The sequence below is a fragment of the Micromonospora narathiwatensis genome, assembly GCF_900089605.1.
GTDB lineage: Bacteria > Actinomycetota > Actinomycetes > Mycobacteriales > Micromonosporaceae > Micromonospora > Micromonospora narathiwatensis.
In genome coordinates this window covers 5,656,515-5,670,757 of record NZ_LT594324.1, presented here as the reverse complement: position 1 = coordinate 5,670,757, position 14,243 = coordinate 5,656,515, and the positions used below count along the sequence as shown (strand labels likewise).

General features: G+C 73.7%; 13 protein-coding genes. 7 read left to right on the top strand and 6 right to left on the bottom strand.

The window, feature by feature from the left end:
• Positions 1 to 226: 226 nt before the first annotated feature.
• The 4 genes from GA0070621_RS24965 to GA0070621_RS24950 all read left to right on the top strand — a co-directional run bounded on the left by GA0070621_RS24965 (position 227) and on the right by GA0070621_RS24950 (position 6,141).
• Entirely contained in the window at positions 227 to 1,786 is a 1,560-nt protein-coding gene (locus GA0070621_RS24965) for a C40 family peptidase (protein WP_167667322.1), read from the top strand.
• A gap of 112 nt (positions 1,787 to 1,898) precedes the next feature.
• Positions 1,899 to 3,305 carry a hypothetical protein gene (locus GA0070621_RS24960; protein ID WP_091200306.1) on the top strand — a complete coding sequence of 469 codons (1,407 nt, stop codon included), beginning with the start codon at positions 1,899 to 1,901 and terminating at the stop codon, positions 3,303 to 3,305.
• Between the two features lie 185 nt (positions 3,306 to 3,490).
• Positions 3,491 to 5,392, top strand: coding sequence for a DEAD/DEAH box helicase (locus GA0070621_RS24955; RefSeq protein ID WP_167667320.1), 1,902 nt, complete (start codon positions 3,491 to 3,493; stop codon positions 5,390 to 5,392).
• Positions 5,393 to 5,520: 128 nt separating this feature from the next.
• Positions 5,521 to 6,141, top strand: coding sequence for a putative glycolipid-binding domain-containing protein (locus GA0070621_RS24950; RefSeq protein ID WP_091202823.1), 621 nt, complete (start codon positions 5,521 to 5,523; stop codon positions 6,139 to 6,141).
• 19 nt (positions 6,142 to 6,160) lie between these two features.
• Here the strand turns inward: GA0070621_RS24950 and cds1 are convergent, their stop codons facing one another.
• Complete coding sequence (cds1, locus tag GA0070621_RS24945) at positions 6,161 to 7,252, bottom strand: L-cysteine desulfhydrase Cds1 (RefSeq protein ID WP_091200304.1); 1,092 nt, start codon at positions 7,250 to 7,252, stop codon at positions 6,161 to 6,163.
• A gap of 59 nt (positions 7,253 to 7,311) precedes the next feature.
• Entirely contained in the window at positions 7,312 to 7,770 is a 459-nt protein-coding gene (locus GA0070621_RS24940; RefSeq protein WP_091200302.1) for an Lrp/AsnC family transcriptional regulator, read from the bottom strand.
• Positions 7,771 to 8,040: 270 nt separating this feature from the next.
• Between GA0070621_RS24940 and GA0070621_RS24935 the strand changes: the two genes are divergently transcribed.
• A complete protein-coding gene (locus GA0070621_RS24935) occupies positions 8,041 to 8,307 on the top strand; it encodes a BldC family transcriptional regulator (protein WP_091200300.1) in 267 nt (88 codons plus the stop codon).
• Positions 8,308 to 8,337: 30 nt separating this feature from the next.
• Here the strand turns inward: GA0070621_RS24935 and GA0070621_RS24930 are convergent, their stop codons facing one another.
• Positions 8,338 to 8,982 (bottom strand): UbiX family flavin prenyltransferase, encoded by a 645-nt coding sequence (locus tag GA0070621_RS24930; RefSeq protein ID WP_091200297.1) that lies wholly within the window; start codon positions 8,980 to 8,982, stop codon positions 8,338 to 8,340.
• A 168-nt stretch (positions 8,983 to 9,150) separates the two neighbouring features.
• Here GA0070621_RS24930 and GA0070621_RS24925 point away from each other — a divergent pair, with 168 nt between their 5' ends.
• The gene (locus GA0070621_RS24925; protein ID WP_091200296.1) at positions 9,151 to 10,116 is read left to right on the top strand and encodes a terpene synthase family protein; all 966 of its coding nucleotides are present in this window, start codon (positions 9,151 to 9,153) and stop codon (positions 10,114 to 10,116) included.
• A 24-nt stretch (positions 10,117 to 10,140) separates the two neighbouring features.
• Here GA0070621_RS24925 and mqnP read toward each other — a convergent pair whose 3' ends face one another.
• Positions 10,141 to 11,115 (bottom strand): menaquinone biosynthesis prenyltransferase MqnP, encoded by a 975-nt coding sequence (gene mqnP, locus GA0070621_RS24920; RefSeq protein WP_091200294.1) that lies wholly within the window; start codon positions 11,113 to 11,115, stop codon positions 10,141 to 10,143.
• The gene (locus GA0070621_RS24915) at positions 11,115 to 12,575 is read right to left on the bottom strand and encodes a menaquinone biosynthesis decarboxylase (protein WP_091200292.1); all 1,461 of its coding nucleotides are present in this window, start codon (positions 12,573 to 12,575) and stop codon (positions 11,115 to 11,117) included. Before GA0070621_RS24915 ends, mqnP begins: the two co-directional genes overlap by 1 nt.
• A 176-nt stretch (positions 12,576 to 12,751) precedes the next feature.
• Between GA0070621_RS24915 and GA0070621_RS24910 the strand changes: the two genes are divergently transcribed.
• Entirely contained in the window at positions 12,752 to 13,624 is an 873-nt protein-coding gene (locus GA0070621_RS24910; protein WP_091200290.1) for an alpha/beta fold hydrolase, read from the top strand.
• A gap of 23 nt (positions 13,625 to 13,647) precedes the next feature.
• On the opposite strand, the gene GA0070621_RS24905 is transcribed toward GA0070621_RS24910, so the two are convergent.
• Positions 13,648 to 14,208, bottom strand: a complete 561-nt coding sequence (locus GA0070621_RS24905) for a carboxymuconolactone decarboxylase family protein (protein ID WP_091200289.1) — start codon at positions 14,206 to 14,208, stop codon at positions 13,648 to 13,650.
• Positions 14,209 to 14,243: the final 35 nt, after the last annotated feature.

Here is a 14,243-nt window from a genome sequence, read left to right as displayed (position 1 = left end):
ACCTGCGATCCGGGTCGAGCGTACGTCGCAGGGCCGACGAACCGGCGACCCGGTCGACCGCGGCGACGAAATTCACCGGACGCCCGTCCGGCCGTCACCCTCCGCGCATCGACATAGGTGCGCTGGTGAGGTAAGACAGGATGGGGGCGGAACGAACACATCGGCGCCGTCCCGGTTTACCCGCGTCCATCCGACGCGGAACACACCAAACCGGACGGGGAGCGGAATGGTCGACAGCAGGCGGGGCCGACGACAGCGACGCAGGTTCCCGTTGATCTCCCCGGTGCTGCGTCCGAGGCTCTGGTCCGCCCTGCTCGGCGCGGTGGCGGCCGCGGCGCTCGCCACCCCGGTCTGGGCCGACCCGCTGCCCGACACGATCCCGCACTCCGGCTCCCGCCCCACCTACACCGGGGCGTTGCAGTTCCCCGGCGCGGTTCCCGGGGTGCCCGGTCAGACCCCCGGGGCACCCGGTGTCATCACGGGCGTCACCAACCCGGCCGACGGGCCGCTCATCGCGCAGATCAACCAGGTCGACGCGCAGGTCGCCCAGCTCGGCGACGACCTGATCGAGGCCAAGAAGGCCCGGGACGCGGCCGAGACCGAGGTGGCCCTCGCCGCCACCACGCTCCAGGAGGCCGAAGAGGCGCTGGACCGGGCCCAGGAGAGCGCCCGCAACGCCGCCGCCGACGCGGTCAAGGCCGCCGCCGCAGTGCCACCCCTGCCGTTCGGCCCCGACCTGCGTAGCTTCAGCGACCTCCAGCGGCTCACCCGCGGCGACAAGGCCGACGGGGCCACCACCGCGGTCGCCGGCGAGGTCACCCGGGCCACCGCCAACGAGAAGTCGGCCCGCGAGGCACACGCCGCGGTCAAGCAGGGCGCCGAGGAGAAGGCCGACAGGTACGCGCAGATCGAGGCGGAGCTGCACCGGCAGGAAGCCACGCTGCTCAAGCTGCGCCAGGACAACGCCGCACTGCTGCTTGAGATCGAGAAGCGCCAGGACGCCGCCGAACAGCAGGTCGGCACCTCGTACGTCTTCAACCAGAGCGTCAGCGGGCTGGTCGCCGACCCACAGGCACTGGCCGCCGTGCGGTACGCCCTCGCCCAACTCGGCGACCCGTACCTGTGGGCGGCGGAGGGTCCGGACCGCTTCGACTGCTCCGGCCTGGTCCTCGCCTCGTACCGGGCGGCCGGCTACCGCGGCCTGCCCCGGGTCTCCCGCGACCAGTACTACGCCACCCGTTCCCGCACCGTGGACCCGAACGCGCTGCTCCCTGGCGACCTGCTCTTCTTCGCCTCGGGGAGCAGTTGGACGAGCATCCACCACGTCGCCATGTACATCGGCAACGGCAAGATGGTCGAGGCGCCGCGCACCGGCGACGTGGTCAAGATCTCCGTGGTCCGCTGGACCCGGCTCTACGCCGCCACCCGGGTGATCGGCGCGGTGCCCGCCCCGGCCACCCCGACGCCGGCCCCGACCGGGACGACCGCGACGCCCAAGCCGACCCCCACGCCCACGCCCACCCCCACGCCGACGCCGACGCGACCGGCCACCCCGAAGCCGACCCATTCGCCCACGCCGCAACCCACCACGCCGAGTCCGAGCCCCAGCCCGTCGAACTCGCCGAGCGAGTCGCCCACGGGGTCGCCGACGTCGCACCCGTCCGACTCGCCGAGCTCCACGCCGAGCGACGCGACGGACACGGAGCCGGAGGCGACGGCGAGCGCCGCCGACCCGTCGAGCACCGCGGCCAGCACGGCGTCGTCCAGCCCGAGCACCGGTAGCTGACCCAACCGTCCACTCCGACTGTGCTGCCGGGCCGGAATGTGGCACGGTGAGACCCAGGCACTCCAGGCCAACGCTACGGTCCGGGGTCGAACGCGGGCGCGGAGGGGGGAGCATGGGCGAGCAAGAGGTTCCGGCGGAGACGGTCCACCCCGGATCCACGCCCGAGCCGGCCGGACCGGCTGCCGGCGAGCAGCCGGGCGAGGCCGCCCCGGCCGCCGTCGCCCGGGCACGCGTCAGCGTCACCGGTGCGGCCGTACCGTCGCCGGCTGACGCCCTGCCGGGCACGCCGGCCGCCGCCACCACGTACCGGGCGGGTGCACCGGCGCAGGCGGCACCGCGGGCCGAGGCGGGGCAGGCCCGGGCCAGCGCCGCCGTGCCCGGCCTGAACCGGATGTCGCCGGACGAGGTCGCCGCCGCGACGGTGGCGAAGGCCGGCGGTGCCAAGGTCTACCGCGCGGGTCCGGTCAACCCCGAGCCGCCCGAGCCGGCGCAGCCACCGGAGCCGGCACAGCCGCCGACGCCGCCCGCACCGGAACCCGAGCCGGCGCCGACGCCCGTACCGGGCCCCACCCCGCCGTCGCCGTCGCCGCCCGTGCCGGAGCCGGAGCCGCCGTTCCGGCCGGTGCCGCCGCTGCCCACACCGCCGCCCGGGCCGACTCCGCCGGGGCCGGTGCCGCCGCTGCCCGGGCCGCCGGTGCCCCCGTCTGGCCCACCGGTGCCACCGCCTCCGCCGCCACCCGGCCCCATGCCGGCTCCGCCGTTCCCGCCGCCGCCCGCCACGGCTGCCCCGACCGGCGGGCCGGCACCCCTCGCCGCCCCGGCGGGCGGGCCCGCCGGCGCGCCGCCGGCCATGCCGGCCCGGGCCAGCGCCTCGGTCTCCGCGCCTTCGATCGCTCCGACGGCCCGGGCCAGCGTGCCGGTCTCCGCGCCCCCGATCGGTCTGGCCGCCCGCGCCAGCGCTTCGGTCTCCGCGCCGCCGACCATGCCGGCCGCCCGGGCCGGCGCTTCGGTGTCCGCGCCGCCAGTGCCGGCACCGGTCGCCCCGCCGGCGGCCGCACCGGTCGCCACGCCGCCGGTGACGGCTACCCCGGCGCCGGTGGTGCCCGCACCCGCGCTGCCCACCTGGCCGCCGCCGACCAACCCGACCGATCAGCGGAACGGTCCGACCGGCCGGCCCAGTGGGCCCGCGTACCCGGTCAGCGGGTCCGCGGCCGCCCCCGGGCCGGCCCACCAGGGCGGTCCCGACCTGGCCGGTACGGCGTACGGAGGCAGCGGCGGAGCAGGCTTCACCACCGTCGCGTTCCCGCAGAGCGATCTGGAGGAGAATTCCGGCTCCCTGACCGGGCACATCCTGGCCCAGGGCTGGGCCGAGGACGCTCCGGCGGCCCGGTCCAGCAACACCAAGGTGGTGATCGTGCTGGCTGCCTCGCTGGGTCTGCTGATCGCGATCAGCCTGCTGGTGGTGTTCCTGGCCAACGACGCGTTGAGCGGGTTGACCGACGGCGCGGCGGGCAACTGACGGGGTGAGCCCGCCCACTACGGTGTCTCGGTGCGGTGGCGACCGCGCCGACCCGCCGTACACTTGTGGAGATCACTGACCCGGCGCGCCGATCGCGCGCCCATGGGCGATCTTGCGGGCGATTCGGCGGCGTTCAGCGCTGCGGCGGGCCATCGCGAAGATGCGCCCCGCTCGAAAGGCATTTCTTGTCCATTTCTGCTGCCCCCGGCACGTCCCCGTCCGCCGACCAGGCCCCGACGCCGGAGCTTCCGGCCACCGAGACCCCCGACTTCGCCGCGCTGGGCCTGCCCCGGCGGCTGGTCGACGCGCTCGCCCGACAGGGCATCACCACCCCGTTCGAGATCCAGCGGGCCACCCTGCCGGACGCCCTCGCCGGACACGACGTCCTGGGCCGGGGCCAGACCGGCTCGGGCAAGACGCTCGCCTTCGGCCTGCCGGTGATCGCCCGGCTCGCCGACCGTAACCGGGCCCGCCCGCTGCACCCGCGTGCCCTGGTCCTGGTGCCCACCCGTGAACTGGCCATGCAGGTCAACGACGCGCTGGCGCCGCTCGGCAAGGCCGTCGGCATCTTCCTCAAGACCGCCGTCGGCGGCGTGCCGTACGACCGGCAGATCGACGCGCTGCGCCGGGGCGTGGAGATCGTCGTGGCCACCCCGGGGCGGCTCGGCGACCTCATCGAGCGCGGCGTCTGCAAGCTGGACGACGTCGAGGTCACCGTGCTCGACGAGGCCGACCAGATGGCCGACATGGGCTTCCTGCCCGAGGTCACCGAGCTGCTGGCGAAGACGCCGGCGGACGCCCAGCGGCTGCTGTTCTCGGCCACCCTGGACAACGACGTGGACACCCTGGTCACCCGGTTCATGACCGACCCGGTCACCCACTCCACCGCGCCACCGACCGCCGCCGTGTCCACCATGGACCACCACCTGCTGCTGATCCCGCCGCACGACAAGTTCGCCGTCGCGGCGTCCATCGCGGCCCGCGACGGGCGCACCATGCTCTTCGCGCGTACCCAGCTCGGCGTCGACCGGCTGGTCGAGCAGCTCGCCGCGGTCGGCGTACGCGCGGGCGGCCTGCACGGCGGCAAGACCCAGCGGATGCGTACCCGGACCCTGGCCGAGTTCCGCGAGGGGCGGATGAAGGTGCTGGTCGCCACCGACGTGGCGGCCCGGGGCATCCACGTCGACGGGGTGTCGCTGGTCCTGCACGTGGACCCGCCGAAGGACCCGAAGGACTACCTGCACCGGGCGGGGCGTACCGCCCGGGCGGGAGAGTCGGGCGCGGTGGCGACCCTGGTGCTGCCGAAGCAGCGCCGCACGACCCTCGCCATGCTGGAGAAGGCGGGCGTCGAGCCGGCCCAGACCCGCGTCCGCGCGGGTGACCCGGCGCTGGCCGAGCTGACCGGTGCCCGCGAGCCCAGCGGCGTACCGGTCCGGGCCGAGCCTGAGCCGCGCCGTCAGGGCGACCGCCCGTCCGGCCCGCGCCGCTTCGGCCGCGAGCGCGGATCGTTCGACCGCGGCGACCGTGGATCGTTCGAGCGAAGCGGGCGCGGATCGTTCGACCGGGGCGAACGCGGATCGTTCGAGCGCGGCTCGCGGGGCGAGCGGGGCTCGTTCGACCGGGGTGGGTATGGCGAGCGCCGGTTCGGCGACCGGGTCTCCGTTGACCGGGACGAACGGCGTTCGGGCCGCCCCTTCGGGGATCGACGCGAGCAGGTCGGGGACCGGGGTGGCGAGCGCCGGCCCGGGGACCGGCCCAGCGGCGCCCGGAGCTACGGCGACCGCGACACCCGGGGTTACGGCGACCGCGACGCTCGGGGCTACGGCGAGCGCGGCGAGCAGCGGTACGAGGACCGCTCGCAGGGCGGGCGGCGCTTCGGCGACCGGGACGGCCGGGGTGACCGGCGCTTCGGTGACCGCGGTGGCGACCTTCGGCCGACGGATCGCCGGGCCGGGTTCCGCGCCGACGGGCGGGCCCGGGACGACCGGGCCCGGGACGACCGGGCCCGGGACGACCGGCCCCGCGACGACCGGCCCCGCGACGACCGGCGCAGCTTCGGCGGTCGCCCGGCGGCGCGCACCCACTGACCGGTGCCCGCTTCCGCCTGAGATTGCGGAGAAGCTGACGGACGCCGTCGCCGAGCCACTCGGCGGCGGCGTTCCCGCATCCCGTGCCGGTGCCTGGCCAAGGGCGTAACGTCCGCCTCATGCCGACCATGCCGAAGTCGCTCTTCTGGTCCCGGACCGACACCGCCGGATCCGAGCACGCCGTCTTCGACGATCGGGAGGGTCTTCTCGCGCGGGGCGTGGTGCTCGCCGTGGACCCCATCCCGTACACCTGCCGATACCAGCTCACCGTCGGCGCGGACTGGTGCACCAGCTCACTTGAGGTCGAGGCCACGGGGGCCGGCTGGGCACGGAACGTACGCCTGGAACGCGCCGGGGACGGCTGGCGGGTGCGCACCGGCGAGGAGGGTGACCTGGACGCGGCGTTGCGGGCCGCCGGCCATCCGCCGGCCGGGCTGCCGGGCACCGACGAGCCGGACCGGCTGGCCGCCGCGCTCGACGTCGACCTGAGCGGTTCGCCGCTGTTCAACACCCTTCCGGTACGCCGGATCGGGCTTGGCCGGACCCCGGCGGATCACGCCCGGCAGGTCACCGTGGCCTGGGTGCTGCTGCCCGGCCTGGCCGTGTTGCCGACCGATCAGGTCTACACCTCGCTCGGGCCGGGCCGGGTCCGCTTCGCCAGCGACACCTTCACGGCCGACCTGGACATCGACCCGGACGGTTTCGTGGTGCGCTACCCGGGCCTGGCCGAGCGGATCGACCCGCGCTGACCCTGCGCCGCGCGCCCGATCAGGCGGGCCAGGTGCCGGTGGTGAGGAAGTTGTCGATGGTGGCCAGGTGGGGGGCGAGGTCGAGGCCCTGGGCAGCCACCCACTCGTCGGCGTAGTACGTGTGCGCGTAGCGGTCACCGGCGTCGCAGATCAGGGTGACCACCGACCCGGTCCGCCCGGCGGCGAGCAGCTCCGCGATCAGCCCGAACGCCCCCCACAGGTTGGTGCCGGTGGAGCCGCCCACCCGGCGGCCGAGCACCGCCGAGCCGGCCCGCATGGCGGCCAGCGACGCGGCGTCCGGCACCTGGACCATCCGGTCCACCACCGAGGGAAGGAAGGACGGCTCGACGCAGGGGCGGCCGATCCCCTCGATCCGGGAGCCCCGGTCGGTCCGCAGCGACCAGTCGCCGGCCTGCCAGGCCGGGTAGAAGGCGGAGTTGTCCGGGTCGACCACGCAGAGCTTGGTGGGCAGCCGGCGGTAGCGGGCGTACCGGCCGATGGTGGCGCTGGTGCCGCCGGTCCCGGCGCCCACCACGACCCACGCCGGTACGGGGTGCCGCTCCAACGCGAGCTGCGCGTAGATCGACTCGGCGATGTTGTTGTTGCCCCGCCAGTCGGTGGCCCGCTCGGCGTACGTGAACTGGTCCATGTAGTGCCCACCGGTGTCCTCGGCGAGCCAGCGGGCCTCGATCACCACCCTGGCCGGATCGTCGACCAGGTGGCAGCGCCCGCCCTGGAACTCGATCTGGGCGATCTTCTCGGGCGAGGTGGCGGCGGGCATCACCGCGATGAACGGCAGCCCCAGCATCCGGGCGAAGTACGCCTCGGAGACCGCGGTCGAGCCGGACGACGCCTCGACGATCGTGGTCGCCGGGCCGATCCAGCCGTTGCAGAGCCCGTACAGGAAGAGCGAGCGGGCCAGCCGGTGCTTGAGCGAGCCGGTGGGGTGCACCGACTCGTCCTTGAGGTAGAGGTCGATTCCCCATTCCCGGGGCAGCGGGAAGGGCAGCAGGTGGGTGTCGGCGGAACGGTTGGCGTCCGCCTCGACCGTGGCGATCGCCTCGGTCACCCAGGCCCGGCTGGCCTCGTCGCACCGGTCGAGTTGAGTCACGCCGGCAACGTTACAAGCGAGGTCGGCTCGCGTCCCGGCCGGCCCGGCGGCACCGCCGGTCAGGAGGCGGGCGGCTCGACCGGCTGGGGCCGGTTCTCCCACTTGGTCGACAGCGCGATGCCGGTACGGGTGGAGGCCACCCCCGGCGTCCGGTTCAGCCGTACGATCAGCTGCTCCAGCTCGGCGATGGTGCCGACCCGCGCCTTGAGCAGGAACGATTCGACCCCCGCCATGAAGTAGCAGGACTCGATCTCGGGCATCTGCCGGAACGCCTCCAGCACGTCGTCGGTGTCGGCGTTGGAGTCCTCCACGATGCCGATCAGCGCGGTGACCCGGAGCCCGATCGCCTCCGGCTCCACCTCGGCCCGGTACGCCCGGATGACCCCGCTCGCCTCCAGCTTGCCGACCCGCTCGTGCACGGCCGGGGCGGAGAGGCCGACCTGGCGGGCCAGTTCGGCGTACGACAGGCGGGCGTTCCCGCGCAGCAACTCCACGAGGCTCAGGTCGATCGCGTCCACGGAGTGTCACCCTATCCGTTCGGGCGTAACGCCCGACGGTCGGCAACAGTTGAACGTGACGTCATGTATCGGTTCACAAACCAGCGGTCAGGGCAACTCTCGGCCGGTACCATTTACTAACTTCTCACTTCCGTGCGTTTTTCGCGTTTGGGCGGACAGGCCAGATCCCCGGTGCTGTAATTGCCATACGTCCCTCATGACGGCTCTGGGCTCGCACCGGCCGGGGGCAGTGTGTTCAGCCGGGGGCTTCGTCGACGCGAGGAGGGGGCTGTGGACACTGGAGATCGCCTGCTGACACCGGGTGAGGTCGCTGCACTGTTTCGGGTTGACCCGAAGACCGTGACCAGATGGGCAGCGGCCGGCCGGATAGGCAGCATCCGGACTCCAGGCGGGCATCGCCGTTTTCGGGAATCCGAGGTGCGAGCCCTGCTTGAGGGGGAGGGCATGCTGGACGAGGCGGAGGACATGGGCAGGCCACGCAATGCGGGCCCGACCGCCTCGACCGGCCCCGGACCGGCGAACGCCGGCATGTACTGACCCGGTGCCGATCGGCACGCGGACCGGACGTCAGGTGCGGTCCGCGTCCCGTCGGGCCGCCGCCAGTTCGCCCGACCAGCGCCGGAAGAGCGTGTGCGGCACACCGAGCGCGTCCAGCACCTTGCCGGCCACGAAGTCGACCAGCTGCTGGGCGGAGGCCGCCGCGCCGGCTCCGTAGAAGCCGGGGCTGGCCGGCAGCACGACGGCACCGGCGTCGTGCAGCGTGATGAGGTGTTCCAGGTGGCTGCGGGTCACCGGGGTCTCCCGTGGCACCACGACCACCGGTCGCCGTTCCTTGAGGTTCACCTCGGCGGCGCGCTGCAACAGGTCCTTGGAGAGCCCGATCGCGATACCGGCGCAGGCCGCCGTGCTGGCCGGGACGACGGCCATTCCGCGTACCCGGTAGGAGCCGCTGCTCGGCCCGGCGGCCAGGTCTCCGGCCGGCCAGAACCGCAGGTCCGCGTCGGCGAGGTCGCGGCCCAGCCAGGCGGCCAGGTCGTCGGCCCAGTGCGCGTCCCGGAAGGGGCGTCCGGTCTCGTCCAGGATGGTCAGCCGGGCGGCCCGGGAGACGATCAGGTCCACCGCCTCACCGGCGTCGAGCAGGCCACGGACGACGGCGGCCGGGTACGGCGTGCCGGATGCCCCGGAGACGCCCACCACCCATGGTTCGCGCATACCGTCAAGCGTGCCTGGTCGGCCGGAGCGCCGGGCGGGCACCCCCGGAGCGCCCGTCCGGAGTGCCCCGCTTGTCCCACGTCGAGCACGTTGTCCGCCGGCCACGTGGGAATCCCACCAACCTGCCATGCTTCCGTCGGCGCAAGAGGTCGACGCGAGGAATCGGTGATGACGGAAACCGTGCTCCGGTTCCTACGGTCCGCCTGCCCGATCGCGCCCCGGCTCTCCCCGTACGCCGAGCCGGTGCAGGAGTGGCTGACCGGTCAGCTCGACCGCCTCGGGCTGCCGCCGGACGCCGTCGCCCGGGAGCGGCTGGCCCGCGCCGGCTTCGCCCGGTACGCCAGCCGGCTCCACCCGGACGCCGACGAGCCCGACCTGCGCGTACTGACCGCCCTGTTCACCTGGTTCTTCCTGGTGGACGACATCTGCGACGGGCCGGGCCAGCCGGACCCGGCGCGGATCCGGGCGCTGCGGGACGGCGCGCTCACCCTGCTCCGGCAGGGCTCCCGTGCCCGCCATCCCGGCCTCACCGGCCCGTTGCGCCGGCTGCTCGTGGAGGCGTGGCGGGAGCCCCGGCGCCGGATGCCGGCCCGCTGGCGGCTCCGCTTCGCCGACGCCGTCGCCCACCATCTCGACGGCGCGTGGCGGGAGGCGGTCGCCAGGACCGCCGGCCGGCCGCCCGGGGTAGACGAGTACGTCAAGCTGCGCCGGGCCACCTCGGCGGCGTACGTGTCGTACCCGCTGATCGAGTTCGCGACCGGCCGGCCGCTGCCCGACGCGGTCCACCACCACCCCGCGCTGCGCCGGCTCGCCGACCTCGGCAACGACCTGCTCTCCTGGTTCAACGACATCGCCTCGCTGGACCGGGATCGGGCCACCGCCGGCGGCCACAACCTGGTGCTGGCGGTGGCCGCCGAACGGGGTGTGCCGGTGGCCACCGCGGTGGACCTGGTCGCGGCGCGCTGGCGTACGGAGATGGGGCGCTTCCTGGCGCTGCGCGCCGCCGTGCCGTCCTTCGGGCCGGCGCTGGACGAGTCGGTCACCGCCCATCTCGACGGGGTGGCCAACGCCGTCCGCGGCACCGTCGACTGGACCCTGGAAAGCGCCCGCTACCCGGCCGGCTCCGGCGGCTGAGCCCGCTGCCGCGCCGGCACCCGCTCAGCCGCGCAGGCCGAGGCGGATCACCAGGTCGAGCACGGCGAAGACGAACAGCGCGATGCCGACGAACCCGTTGGCGGTGAAGAACGCCCGGTTGACCTTGCTCAGGTCGGTCGGGCTGACCACCAGGTGCTGGTAGCCGAAGGCGAGCGCGGTGAGCGCCAGCCCGATCCACCAGAGCCAGCCGAAACCGACCAGCACGCCGAACCAGAGAAACAGCGCGAAGGTCACCACGTGCGCCACGGTGGAGGCGTGCAGCGCGAAGCGCAGCCCGTAGCGGGCGGGGACGCTGTGCACGCCGATCCGCCGGTCGACGTCGGCGTCCTGGCAGGCGTAGATCAGGTCGAAGCCGCCGATCCACAGACCGACGGCCGCGCCGAGCAGCCACGCCGGCCAGGAGCCGGCGAGGGTGCCGGTGACCGCCAGCCACGCGCCGACCGGCCCGACCGCCTGGGCGATGGCCAGGATCGCGTGCGGCCAGTTGGTGAACCGCTTGCCGTACGGGTAGACGACCAGCGGCACCACGGCGAGCGGCGCGAGCACCAGGCAGAGCGGGTTGAGCAGGGCGGCGGCGGCGAGGAAGACCACCAGGGCGACCGCCGCGCCGGTCCAGGCCGTCCGCAGGCTCACCGCCCCGGTGACCAGTTCCCGGTTGGCGGTACGCGGGTTCCGCGCGTCGATCCGCCGGTCGAGGATCCGGTTGGCGGCCATGGCGAACGTGCGCGCCCCGACCATCGCCACGGTGATCAGCAGCAGCTCGCCCCACCGAACGTGCCCGCCGTGCACCTGCATCGCGGTCAGCGCCGACAGGTACGCGAACGGCAACGCAAAAACCGAGTGCTCGATCGCCACCAGCCGCAGAAACGCCCCTACCCGCCCGCGTGATCTTGCACTTCCTGACCCGGCAGTGCCGGCGGAAGGGGACGAATCGGCGACCGAAACTGCAAGATCGCGGGGGGTGCCCTCGTCGGCCATCAGATCCCGTACTCCTTCCAGCGTTTGTCGACCAGGGAGACCACCTCGGGGCTCATGGTCATCTCCTCGGGCCAGCCCCGGGTGTAGCCCTCGGCGGGCAGCTTGCGGGTGGCGTCGATGCCCGCCTTTCCGCCCCAGAACTGCTGGTACGACGAGTGGTCGAGGTGGTCCACCGGCCCCTCGGTGACCAGCAGGTCGCGCGCGTAGTCGACGTTGCCGAAGGCGCGGAAGGCGACCTCGGCGTAGTCGTGCACATCGCAGTCCTCGTCGACGACCACGATCAACTTGGTCAGCGACATCAGGTGCGCGCCCCAGATCGCGTTCATCACCTTCTGCGCGTGCTTCGGGTAGCGCTTGCGGATCGACACGATCGCGCAGTTGTGGAAAACCCCGGCGGCCGGCAGGTCGTAGTCGACGATGTCCGGGATCATCAGCTTGAGCAGCGGCTGGAAGATCCGCTCGGTGGCCTTGCCGAGGCCGTGGTCCTCCTGCGGGGGCTTGGAGGTGACGATCGAGTGGTAGACCGGGTCGCGCTGCATGGTCATCGTCTCGACGTGCAGCACCGGGAACGGCTCGACCGGCGTGTAGAAGCCGGTGTGGTCGCCGAACGGCCCCTCGGGCAACCGCTCCCCGGGCTCCAGATAGCCCTCCAGCACCACCTGCGCGTGCGCCGGCACCTGCAACGGCACGGTCAGGCAGTCGACCATCTCCACCCGCTCGCCGCGCAGGAACCCGGCGAACAGGTATTCGTCGATGTCACTCGGGAGCGGCGCGGTGGCGGCGTACGAGACGACCGGGTCGCAGCCGATCGCGATGGCGACCGGGAGCCGCTGGCCGAGCCGCTCGGCGACGGCGTGGTGCGCGGTGGAGTCCTTGTGGATCTGCCAGTGCATGCCCAGCGTGTTCCGGCTGTGCTGCTGGAGGCGGTAGAGGCCGAGGTTGCGCTTGCCGGTCTCCGGGTGCTTGGTGTGGGTCAGCCCGAAGTTGTGGAAGACGCCGCCGTCGCCCGGCCAGACCTGGAGCCCGGGCAGCCGGCTCAGGTCGACGTCGTCACCCCGGTAGACCACCTGCTGGCAGGGTGCGGTCTTCACCTTGCGCGGCGGGACCGACTTGAGCTGCATCACCTTGCCCAGGCCCTCGCGGATGCCGGACCAGCCGACCGGCAACTCCGGCTTGATCAGCCCACCGATCCGCTCGCCGATCTCGTCGAGTGACTCGACGCCGAGCGCCATCGCCATCCGCTTCTCGGTGCCGAACAGGTTGATCGCCAGCGGCATCTCGCCCCGGGTCGGCCGCTCGAAGAGCAGTGCCGGGCCGCCGTCCCGTACCGTCCGGGTCACGATCTCGCTGATCTCCAGCGTCGGGTCGACCGGGACGCTGACCCGCCGCAGCTCGCCCGCGCGCTCCAGCGCCGCGAGGAAGTCCTTCAGATCGGGGTACGGAAAGCCACGAGCCGCCATGCCGCCATCCTCCCGCACCGCCCACCACCCCGCCCACGCCGGGTTGGTGTGACGTGACCGGAACGGCTCTCCCGCAACACCCCCGGCTGAGCGGGGGCCCTCTCGACGCCGAGCAGCACCGGCATGGGCGACGGCCGGCGGGGTAGTCGAGCGGCCGGACCAGGGCGGAGGGCGACATGGGCGACGGACGGATGCCAACGGGATTCACCGAGCAGCGGGCCCGGGTCGGCGACGTGACGTGGAACTACGTCCGGGGTGGCCGGGGACCCACGGTGGTGCTGCTCCACGGCTACCCGCAGTGCTGGCGGATGTGGCGGCACCTGCTGCCGGAGCTGGCGGAGTCGTACGAGGTGGTCGCCCCCGACCTGCGCGGCTTCGGGGACAGCGACGCCCCGCCCGGCGGGTACGACAAGAAGACGGTCGCCGCCGAGTTGCACGGGCTGCTCACCGGACTCGGCCTGGCCGGGGAGATCCGACTGGTCGGCCACGACCTCGGCACCATGGTCGCGTACGCCTACGCCGCCGCCCACCCGGACTCGGTCGCCCGGCTGGTGCTCACCGAGGCGCCGATCCCCGACGAGAGCATCTACACCATCCCGGCGCTGACCGCCGCCGGCCCGGCCGTGTGGAACTTCGGCTTCTTCACCGTTCCCAACGGCCTGCCGGAGCAACTCGTCGTCGGCCGGGAGGCCCTCTGGGTGGACCGCTTCAGCGACTCGATCATGGTCAACAAGGGCAGCCTCGGCCCGGACGACATCGAGGAGTACGCCCGGCACCTGCGCGACGAGGCGCACCTGCGGGCCAGTTTCGGCTACTTCCGGGCGTTCGGTCAGGACGTCGCGGACAACGCGGCGTACCGGTCGACCCGGCTGCCCATGCCGGTGCTCGCCGTCGGCGCCCAGGCCAGCCTCGGCCCCCAGGTCGCCGACCAGGTGCGCCGGTACGCCGGCACGGTCACCGGCGAGGTGGTCGACAACTGCGGTCACTGGCTGTTCGAGGAACGCCCAGCGGAGCTGGCCGCCCTGCTGCTGCCGTTCCTTCGCGGCTGACCCCGCCCGCCGGGCCGCGCCGGTCAGGCGGCCGGCTCCCAGGCGTACGCGGCCAGGGGCGGATCGAGCGGCGCGGCGGTGAGCCGGTTGGCGAAGGTCGAGATGGTGTACGTCCCGACGCCGAGTACCACGTCCAACGCGTGCCGGGGCTGCCAGCCTGCGGCGAGGAAGGCGTCCAGCCCGTCGTCCGGGACCGCGCCCCGGTGATCGAGCACGGCGCGGGTGAACCGGCGCAGCGCCTCCAGTCGCGGGTCGGGCAGTTCCGCGCCGGCCCGCAGGGCGTCGATCAACTCCGGGTCGGCGCCCTGGCGGGTGAGCGCGGCGGTGTGCATGGCCACGCAGAGGTGGCACTCGTTGCGGGTGGCGACGGTGAACACCACCACCTCGCGGGCGATCGGGTCGAGGTCGCTGGCCTCGAAGACGGCGTTGGCGGTGAGGAAGCCCTTGAGCAGCTCCGGGGACTCGGCCATCAGGGCGACGGCGGCGGGTAGGTGGCCGAGGTTGCGGTGGACGCCCGCCATGGTGGCGCGGGCGGCGGCGGGCGCGGTGTCGAGGGTGTGTGCGGTGAAGACAGGTCGGGACATGCCGGGCCCTCCCGGGTACGATAGTCAATGTGGTT

Excerpts from the sequence above, each read along its gene's own strand:
- GA0070621_RS24960 (WP_091200306.1), top strand. The coding sequence starts at position 1,899 with ATGGGCGAGCAAGAGGTTCCGGCGGAGACGGTCCACCCCGGATCCACG.
- GA0070621_RS24965 (WP_167667322.1), top strand. The coding sequence starts at position 227 with ATGGTCGACAGCAGGCGGGGCCGACGACAGCGACGCAGGTTCCCGTTG.
- GA0070621_RS24905 (WP_091200289.1), bottom strand. The coding sequence starts at position 14,208 with ATGTCCCGACCTGTCTTCACCGCACACACCCTCGACACCGCGCCCGCC.
- GA0070621_RS24950 (WP_091202823.1), top strand. The coding sequence starts at position 5,521 with ATGCCGAAGTCGCTCTTCTGGTCCCGGACCGACACCGCCGGATCCGAG.
- GA0070621_RS24910 (WP_091200290.1), top strand. The coding sequence starts at position 12,752 with ATGGGCGACGGACGGATGCCAACGGGATTCACCGAGCAGCGGGCCCGG.
- GA0070621_RS24915 (WP_091200292.1), bottom strand. The coding sequence starts at position 12,575 with ATGGCGGCTCGTGGCTTTCCGTACCCCGATCTGAAGGACTTCCTCGCG.
- GA0070621_RS24930 (WP_091200297.1), bottom strand. The coding sequence starts at position 8,982 with ATGCGCGAACCATGGGTGGTGGGCGTCTCCGGGGCATCCGGCACGCCG.
- mqnP (WP_091200294.1), bottom strand. The coding sequence starts at position 11,115 with ATGGCCGACGAGGGCACCCCCCGCGATCTTGCAGTTTCGGTCGCCGAT.
- GA0070621_RS24925 (WP_091200296.1), top strand. The coding sequence starts at position 9,151 with ATGACGGAAACCGTGCTCCGGTTCCTACGGTCCGCCTGCCCGATCGCG.